Raw genomic sequence first — 7,631 nt, 5'->3', positions numbered from 1 at the left:
ACGCTAAAGGGATTAAATTTAACGCTCAAGGGATAAAATGATAAATTTAGATAAAAGATATGGCATAAGTAAAATCTCACAAAGTAACAAGCGGATAAATGTAGAATTTTTTAAACAAAATAATGGCATCAGCTACCTAAAAAGCGAGATTTTATGCAACGATATCATAAAAAGAGAGAGCGAGGGAGATAAAAAATATCTATTTTTGATGTTTAACGAAGCAAAAGATAATCTTTGCTTCAAGCTTGATAAAAAAGAGTATCTTTTAAGCAGGGATGAGTTTTGCATAGGACTGGTAAATGATAGCTTAAAAGGTGTTTTTGAATATCAAAATAAATTTTATAAAACCAAAACCTTGCTTTTTGAAGAGCACTACGCAAATAAGCTTGAAATTTTTAGTGAGCTTAGGTTTGAAGAGAAATTCGATCTTATAAAATACAAAAAAGATAAGGATCAAATTTGCGTTTTAAACGAGCTTGAGACGACAAATTTATATGATGGCATGATGAGAGAGATCTTTATAGAGTCAAAAATTTTAGAGCTTATCTACAAGAGCAAAGCTTTAAAAGATGAGAAAATTTATTTTAGTAGCGACGAAGAAAAAGTGCTTTTAAAGGCTAAGAAAATCTTACTTACTCGCATGCAAAATCCCCCAAGCATCAAAGAGCTAGCGCATCTTTGCGGCACTAATGACTTTTGGCTTAAGAAAAATTTTAAACTCTTTTTCAAAGATACGATCTATCAGCTTTTAGCAAAAGAGCGACTAAAGCTGGCATTTGCCCTTTTAAAGCAAAATGATATCAGCATAAAAGAGGCTGCCAACATCGTTGGCTACACAAATGCAGCGCATTTTGCAAAAATTTTTAAAGGCACTTTTGGCTTTTTACCAAGCGAGCTAATAAGGCAAAAAAGCTACTTTTAAACTACGCTAAATGCCAAATTTCTTATAATCGCCAAAATTTGAAAAAGAGAGAAATTTGCAAGTTTATATCCACGTGCCATTTTGCGAGAGCAAGTGTCCTTACTGCGCCTTTGGCTCAAGCGATGACGAATTTAGCAAGGTTAGCGCCTATTTTAAAGCGCTTTGCCTTGATCTAAATTTCCAGCTAAAAAGCCAAAATGTAAAAGAAATTTCAACCATATTTTTTGGCGGCGGCACACCAAGTGCGGTAAATGCTAAGCTTTATGATGAAATTTTTAGCATTTTAGCTCCACTTTGCACGCCTAAAACTGAGATAACGCTTGAAGCAAATCCAAATTCTGCAAATTTAACCTGGCTAAAGCATATAAAAAATTTAGGCGCAAACCGCATCAGCTTTGGCGCGCAAAGCTTTTTTGAAGATAAGCTTAAATTTCTAGGGCGCATCCACAGCAGGGAGCAAATTTTTAAAGCAGTTGAAAATGCCCATGCAGCTGGCTTTAAGAGCATAAATTTAGACCTCATATATGACACTAAATTTGATACTAAAAAGCGCCTTTTAGCTGAGGTTGAAAATTTAAAAAGCCTTGCGATCACGCATCTAAGCGCCTACTCGCTCACACTTGAAGAAAACACCCCGTTTGCTGGCAAAAAAAGCTATAAAAAAGATAGCGACACTTTGGCTAAATTTATGATAGAGCAAACCCAAAGAGCTGGTTTTAGGCAGTATGAAATTTCAAATTTCGGAGAAATTTGCAAGCACAATCTTGGCTACTGGCAAGGCAAAAACTACCTTGGCATTGGGGCTTTTAGCGTGGGCTTTAAGGACGCCACCAGATACTACGCCAAAAGTAGCATAGACGCCTATATCACGCAGCCAACGCATAGAGAAAGAGAAATTTTAAGCCAAAGCGAGCTAGCAAGAGAGCATATATTTTTAGGGCTTAGAAGCATCGTAGGCGTGGAAGCTGGGCGCTTAAATGAAGCTCAGAAAAAAAGGGCAAATTTACTTGTAGAAAATGAAAAACTGCTCTTTAAAGAGGGCAAATTTTACAACCCAAATTTCTTACTAAGCGACGAGATCGCACTCTTTATCGAGGGCTAAATTTATCAAAATTTGAGCAAAGTCAAGATAAAATACAAAGCTTAAATAAAATTTAACAGAGGCAAAAATGTTTGGAATGAGTTTTTCTGAGATCTTGGTCATCGCCGTGATCGCTGTGCTAGTTTTGGGCCCTGACAAGCTGCCAAGCGCTATGGTGCAGATCGCTAAATTTCTAAAGATGTTTAAAAAAGGTATAAACGACGCAAAATCAACTTTTGATCAAGAGATGAAGATAGCCGAGCTCAAAGAAGACGCTCAAAAATACAAAGAGAGCATAACTCAAAGTGCGCAAAGCGTGCGTAAAAAGCTCACATTTGAAGAGCTTGATGAGATCAAAAAAAGTGCAAGCGACGTCACTGAGAGCATACAAAACGTCGTAAGCGACACCAAAAAAACGGTAGAAAATATACAAAATCCAACAAATTTAGTTAAAGATGCGATCTTAAACGATAAAAAAGAGGCGTGATGTTTGAAGAGCTAAGACCCCATTTGATCGAACTTAGAAAGAGGCTTTTTATAAGCATAGTAAGCGTTTTTGTCTGTTTTGGCATCTGTTTTACACTTTGGAATCCGATACTTGCATGGATGAGCGAGCCGCTAAAGCAGGTCTTGCCAGCTGGCTCAAACATCATCTTTACACAGATTCAAGAGCCATTTTTCACTGCGATGAAGGTCGCATTTTTTGCTGGCTTGGTGCTTGCTTTGCCTATCATTTTTTGGCAGTTTTGGCTATTTGTCGCACCTGGACTTTATGACAATGAAAAAAAATATGTGATCCCGTTTGTCCTCTCTGCTTCATTTATGTTTGCGTGTGGGGCGGCATTTTGCTACTACGTGGTCATCCCGCTTGGCTTTACATTTTTGGTAAATTTTGGCGGTCAGCTCTTTACAGCACTTCCAAGCATCGGCGAATACGTTGGCTTTTTTACAAAACTGCTGATCGGCTTTGGAATTTCATTTGAGCTACCAGTCATTACATTTTTCTTAGCAAAGATAGGACTTGTCGATGACAAGATGTTAAAAGATTACTTTAGATACGCAGTAGTCGTCATCTTCATCTTCGCAGCCATTGTCACACCGCCAGATGTTATAAGCCAAATTTTAATGGCACTGCCACTCATTGGACTTTATGGAATTTCAATAATAGTCGCCAAAAGAGCCGGCAAAAGCGACGACGATGAGCAAGATAGCGACGCAGATGATGAGTGATATAAACGATATCTCAAGTTATGATTATTTTCTGCCTAGTGAGCTCATCGCAAAAGAGCCAGTTTTGCCCAAAGAAGAGGCAAGACTGCTTGTTTATCTTAAAAAAACAAAAGAGATAAAACACTATAAATTTAAAGATCTAACCAGTCTCATCCCAGAGGACGCGGCAGTCATTTTTAACAATACAAAGGTAGTTAAGGCCCGCATTTTAGGGCACAAGCAAAGTGGTGGAGCCTGCGAAGTGATGCTAAATCAACCACTTGGCGATAATAAATTTAGCGTCTATATAAGAGGCAGAGTAGGCGTTGGTAGCGTTTTAAATTTCGCTGATGATATAAAGGTAAATGTGCTTGAGCTAAACGATGATGGCTCAAGGGTGGTAAATTTTACCAAAAATGGCGTTATTTTAGATACGGCGCGACTTTTTAGCGAGCTTGAAAAGATCGGTCATGTTCCGCTTCCGCCATACATAAAAAGAGCCGACACAAAGGACGATGAGAGCTGGTATCAAAGCATTTTTGCCAAAAATAGCGGCGCAGTGGCAGCTCCGACAGCTAGTCTGCACTTTAGCGAGCAGATGCTAGAGAGAATAAAGGCAAAACACGAGGTCGCCTACATCACGCTTCACGTGGGCGCTGGGACATTTAAAGGCGTGGAGTGCCAAAACATAAACGACCACAAGATGCACTCAGAATTTTACGAGCTAAGCGAAAAAGCTCAAGAGATCATAAGCTCAAATAAGCCCATCCTTGGCGTTGGCACGACAGTTACTAGATGCGTTGAAGAATTTGCTAGAAGCAAGCAGCCAAGTGGCTTTTGCAAGCTATTTTTAAATCTAAACAATAAGCCTATCAGACAAAACTACCTTTTAACAAATTTTCACCTACCAAAATCAACGCTGATAATGCTAGTTACTAGCTTCATAGGGCTTGAGGAGACGATGAGGATTTACGAAACGGCGGTTAGCGAAAAGTATAGATTTTACTCATATGGCGATGGGATGCTTGTGATATGAAAAATGTCGATTTTATCGCGCAGATGGAGCTATTTTTGGAGGCACTTTTTAAAGACGCAACCACTAGAGATAACGCCATCGTCTTTAACTACAATCCAAACTACCCACGCTATCTAAGCTTTGAAGCACACAAGCTAATAGGCGCGATCAAAAATTTAAGCAAATTTTACCTAAATAGCGTTAGCAACTCAAAACTGCTAATCTCCTTTACTCTAGTAAGCTATAGCCTAAGTTTGGTGCATTTTGACATACATATAAGATGTACTTCATGCCCGCAAAAGCCAAATGAGAAGCTAGTAAAAGAAGCTGGCGAGTTACTAAAAGAGCTAAATGCCAAGATGAGCAAAGCAGAGGACGGCTTTAATATAAGCATAAGCGTGCCACTACCAAAAAGCGGGACATTTAAAAGGCAAAGCGTCGAGATAGCCAGCCTTCTAGGCAAAAATGCGATAATAGCTTGCGATGATGAAAATTTATTTTTAACGCTAAGTCATGAGCTAAGCTTTACTGGGCTGAAGCTTAGCAAACAAAAGAGCTTTGAGAGTTTAAATTTACACATAAAAGATGCTATTTTTAAGCCAGACATTATCTTCGTGCAAAAGGAGTATCTAGGCGATAAAGCAAGGCTTGATGAGATGCTAACTTATCAAAAGCTTAAGAATTTCTACATCGTCATCATCAGCAAGGATGAAGCCAAAAGCATCAAAAGCGAGAAGATGACTACGCTTAGACAGCCATTTACTAGCGATAGTTTGCACGAGACTTTAGGGATAGTGGCTAGGAATTTATAAAATTTTTAGGTATCTCTTTAAGATGATGGTGGCTGAGACGCTATCAAGCCTGCCATCTCGCTTTGTGTTTGTGTAAATTTCACTTGCCTCGCTGCTGCTAAAGGCCTCGTCTTGATAGACGATATTAGCCTGCACGTCAAGAAGCGAAACAAAGTGCTCTATGCGCCTTCTCATCTCATCTTCGCTGCTACCACCGATCGGAACGCCCACCACTAGCGTGTTTGGAGCGTATTCATTTACTTTTTGGCTCACATCTCTTGCGGCTTGGTTTCTGTTTTTTCTGAGAACTGGCTCAAGGGGCGTCACGACCTCGCCAAAGCCAAAAGCAAGCCCTATGCGCTTTAATCCAACATCGATCGCCATAAATTTCTCTCTCATAGCGCGCTTTTTACTCTTAAATTTGAAATTTCAACTAGCCCATCAAGCTCGTACTCGTAGATGATCTCACCAAATTTAGACAATGCTTCATCAAGGCTAACTCCGTTTTTGCAAAATTTCAAGATCTCATCGCTTGTTTTTTCTTGCTCTTTTACCTCGCCAAAAAGCGAAGCAAATTTAACGTAATCATCGATAAGCTCGGCCTTTTTGCTGGCTAGCAAGGCATTTGTCCCATTGCTCTCATTTATGCGTTGAGGTAGGACAAAGAGAGGGATTTTAAGCTCATTTGCAAGCCTTGCACTTTGCATCGAGCCGCTTCTTAGATCAGCCTGAGCGACAACCAGAGCTTGCGCAAGCCCCACAACTATGCGGTTTCGCTCTAAAAACCTATACGCAATCGGCGGCTCGCCCTCGTCATACTCGCTTAGAGCCAAGCCTTTTTCGTAAATTTCTTTTATCGACGCCCTATTTTGAGCTGGATAGATGATGTCAAGTCCATTTGCAAAAACACCGATAGTTAGTGGCATGGCAGCCTTGTGCGCCGTGATATCCACGCCGATAGCCCCACCGCTCACCACGCAGACATTTGCGCTTTTTAGCGCTACGCAAAGTGCCGTGACACACTCTTTTGTATAAACGCTTGCCTTTCTTGAGCCAACGACTGCGACTTTTGGCATGCTAAGAAGCGAGGTGTCGCCTATAAAATTTAGCTCTTTCGGGGGATTTTTTAGCCTATTTAGTGCCTCTGGGATGGTTTCAAGCTTCATAAAATATCTTTTAGATAAACAACTTCTACATCTTTTAAGATATTGTTTTTGCTAGCTTTTATCACTGCGATCGTGTTTTTCTTTGGATGTCCGATAGCGATCGCGTAGCCCCTTTTTTTGGCTAAATTTACAGCAGCTATAAGCTCTCGCCTAACCGCACTAGCCGATGGATCATCATCTAAAAATATATCTCTTGAAATGTAAGGCTGGTTGTACTTTTTAGCAGCCCTTGCCACGGCTGTTTGAGCGATCGTCTTACTATCAACAAAGATAAAGCCCTGCTCTATCAGCGCTCTATAAGCCTTGTCCATCGCGTCATAATCACTTGTAAATCGTGATCCTGTGTGGTTATTTGTATATTTTGCGCGAGGGAAGTCTTTGCGTATCTTTTTTATCTTTTCATGCATGCTCTCAAAGCTCTCATTTACCGTGAGCGTGCCTATCTCTGGACTATCAAAGTGCTTTGCCTGCATCGGCAGATGTATCATATAAAACTCAAATGACCTAGCGATATTTGGCGTATCTGGATGAGTTTTTGTCGCTGGAAAAATGGACGGCGTTATCTTTAGACCAAGCGACTTTATCATGCTAGCATGCTCAAATGTCGCCACATCATCGATTATTAGCACTAGCTTAGCACGCCCTTTTACGCTACTATTTGGAGTAAATGGCACAACCGCAAAGTCATCTTTTTTCGCACTCTCTTTTTGCGGTTTTTCGCTGTAAATTTGCTTCTTATCTTTTTTGCCAGGCTCAACCTCACTTTTTTTAGTAGGTTCTGGCTTTAAAATTTCACTATGCTTTAAATTTTCTTTTATGCTTAAATTTGCTTCAGCGCTTTTGTTTTGCTCTGTTTTTGCATCTGCTTTTACTTCATTTTTGCCTGCGTAAAATGGCTCGATTATTTGCTCGACCTTTTGCTCAGGCTTTTCTTCACTCTTTGCTTCAGAGCTTGTATCTACGCTACTTTGCATATTTTTATATAAATTTGCAAGCAAATTTTTAGTATCGTTTTGCTCTTTTTTTGGCTCTTCTTTTTTAGCTTCTACTTTTACTTCAGGTTTTATCTCAGGAGTTATCTTTTTTTGCTCTTTTGGCTCAGTTTTTGGCTTTAGAGCAAGTTCGCTTTTGTGTTTAGGATCGGTAAAAATTTTACTTAAATTTTCATCTTCATCAAATTTTAGAGGGTATTTTCTCTTCTCATACTCTTGTTTTTTATCTTTGCTAGCAACTTTTTGCTCAGCTTTTTTTAAAATTTGCTTCTCGATCTTTGGCTCATTTACTTTACTTATCTGCTCAACATCTTTGTTTTTGATACTAAGAGCTGCGATGAGTGCTACTATCAAAATAGCAGCGATGACGCCAATACCAAGTAAAATTTTATTATGAGAGCGACCTGCACTCTTTTTCGCAGGACGCTTCTTTGTAGTCTTTTTTTCGCTCAAGG

The 7,631-nt window shown here is 39.6% G+C and carries 9 protein-coding genes; 6 read left to right on the top strand and 3 right to left on the bottom strand.

The window, feature by feature from the left end; translation table 11 throughout:
• Positions 1-37 precede the first annotated feature (37 nt).
• The 6 genes from F3G86_RS08400 (at position 38) to F3G86_RS08370 (ending at position 5,039) form a co-directional block, all read left to right on the top strand.
• Entirely contained in the window at positions 38-922 is an 885-nt protein-coding gene (locus F3G86_RS08400; protein ID WP_149723594.1) for a helix-turn-helix domain-containing protein, read from the top strand.
• Between the two features lie 55 nt (positions 923-977).
• Entirely contained in the window at positions 978-2,024 is a 1,047-nt protein-coding gene (gene hemW / locus F3G86_RS08395) for a radical SAM family heme chaperone HemW (protein ID WP_149723593.1), read from the top strand.
• Positions 2,025-2,091: 67 nt separating this feature from the next.
• Positions 2,092-2,490, top strand: a complete 399-nt coding sequence (tatB, locus tag F3G86_RS08385; protein WP_012140063.1) for a Sec-independent protein translocase protein TatB — start codon at positions 2,092-2,094, stop codon at positions 2,488-2,490.
• Positions 2,490-3,233 carry a twin-arginine translocase subunit TatC gene (gene tatC / locus F3G86_RS08380; protein ID WP_149723592.1) on the top strand — a complete coding sequence of 248 codons (744 nt, stop codon included), beginning with the start codon at positions 2,490-2,492 and terminating at the stop codon, positions 3,231-3,233. Before tatB ends, tatC begins: the two co-directional genes overlap by 1 nt.
• Positions 3,226-4,248: a tRNA preQ1(34) S-adenosylmethionine ribosyltransferase-isomerase QueA gene (gene queA, locus F3G86_RS08375; RefSeq protein ID WP_149723629.1), complete on the top strand. Its 1,023-nt coding sequence runs from the start codon at positions 3,226-3,228 to the stop codon at positions 4,246-4,248. The genes tatC and queA overlap by 8 nt, the downstream gene beginning before the upstream one ends.
• Complete coding sequence (locus F3G86_RS08370) at positions 4,245-5,039, top strand: hypothetical protein (protein WP_149723591.1); 795 nt, start codon at positions 4,245-4,247, stop codon at positions 5,037-5,039. Before queA ends, F3G86_RS08370 begins: the two co-directional genes overlap by 4 nt.
• On the opposite strand, the gene ruvX is transcribed toward F3G86_RS08370, so the two are convergent.
• Genes ruvX through F3G86_RS08355 form a run of 3 tightly spaced genes read right to left on the bottom strand, consistent with a single transcriptional unit; the run spans position 5,034 to position 7,629 of the window.
• Positions 5,034-5,417 carry a Holliday junction resolvase RuvX gene (ruvX, locus tag F3G86_RS08365; RefSeq protein ID WP_004317765.1) on the bottom strand — a complete coding sequence of 128 codons (384 nt, stop codon included), beginning with the start codon at positions 5,415-5,417 and terminating at the stop codon, positions 5,034-5,036. The genes F3G86_RS08370 and ruvX overlap by 6 nt on opposite strands.
• Positions 5,414-6,184, bottom strand: a complete 771-nt coding sequence (locus tag F3G86_RS08360) for a DNA-processing protein DprA (protein WP_149723590.1) — start codon at positions 6,182-6,184, stop codon at positions 5,414-5,416. Before F3G86_RS08360 ends, ruvX begins: the two co-directional genes overlap by 4 nt.
• A complete protein-coding gene (locus tag F3G86_RS08355; protein ID WP_149723589.1) occupies positions 6,181-7,629 on the bottom strand; it encodes a divergent polysaccharide deacetylase family protein in 1,449 nt (482 codons plus the stop codon). The genes F3G86_RS08360 and F3G86_RS08355 overlap by 4 nt, the downstream gene beginning before the upstream one ends.
• Positions 7,630-7,631: the final 2 nt, after the last annotated feature.

Origin of the sequence: Campylobacter concisus (genome assembly GCF_902460595.1) — a bacterium.
GTDB classification, from domain to species: domain Bacteria; phylum Campylobacterota; class Campylobacteria; order Campylobacterales; family Campylobacteraceae; genus Campylobacter_A; species Campylobacter_A concisus_BL.
This window is presented reverse-complemented; position numbering and strand designations above follow the sequence as displayed.

Excerpts from the sequence above, each read along its gene's own strand:
- tatC (WP_149723592.1), top strand. The coding sequence starts at position 2,490 with ATGTTTGAAGAGCTAAGACCCCATTTGATCGAACTTAGAAAGAGGCTT.
- F3G86_RS08370 (WP_149723591.1), top strand. The coding sequence starts at position 4,245 with ATGAAAAATGTCGATTTTATCGCGCAGATGGAGCTATTTTTGGAGGCA.
- F3G86_RS08400 (WP_149723594.1), top strand. The coding sequence starts at position 38 with ATGATAAATTTAGATAAAAGATATGGCATAAGTAAAATCTCACAAAGT.
- tatB (WP_012140063.1), top strand. The coding sequence starts at position 2,092 with ATGTTTGGAATGAGTTTTTCTGAGATCTTGGTCATCGCCGTGATCGCT.
- queA (WP_149723629.1), top strand. The coding sequence starts at position 3,226 with ATGAGTGATATAAACGATATCTCAAGTTATGATTATTTTCTGCCTAGT.
- ruvX (WP_004317765.1), bottom strand. The coding sequence starts at position 5,417 with ATGAGAGAGAAATTTATGGCGATCGATGTTGGATTAAAGCGCATAGGG.
- F3G86_RS08360 (WP_149723590.1), bottom strand. The coding sequence starts at position 6,184 with ATGAAGCTTGAAACCATCCCAGAGGCACTAAATAGGCTAAAAAATCCC.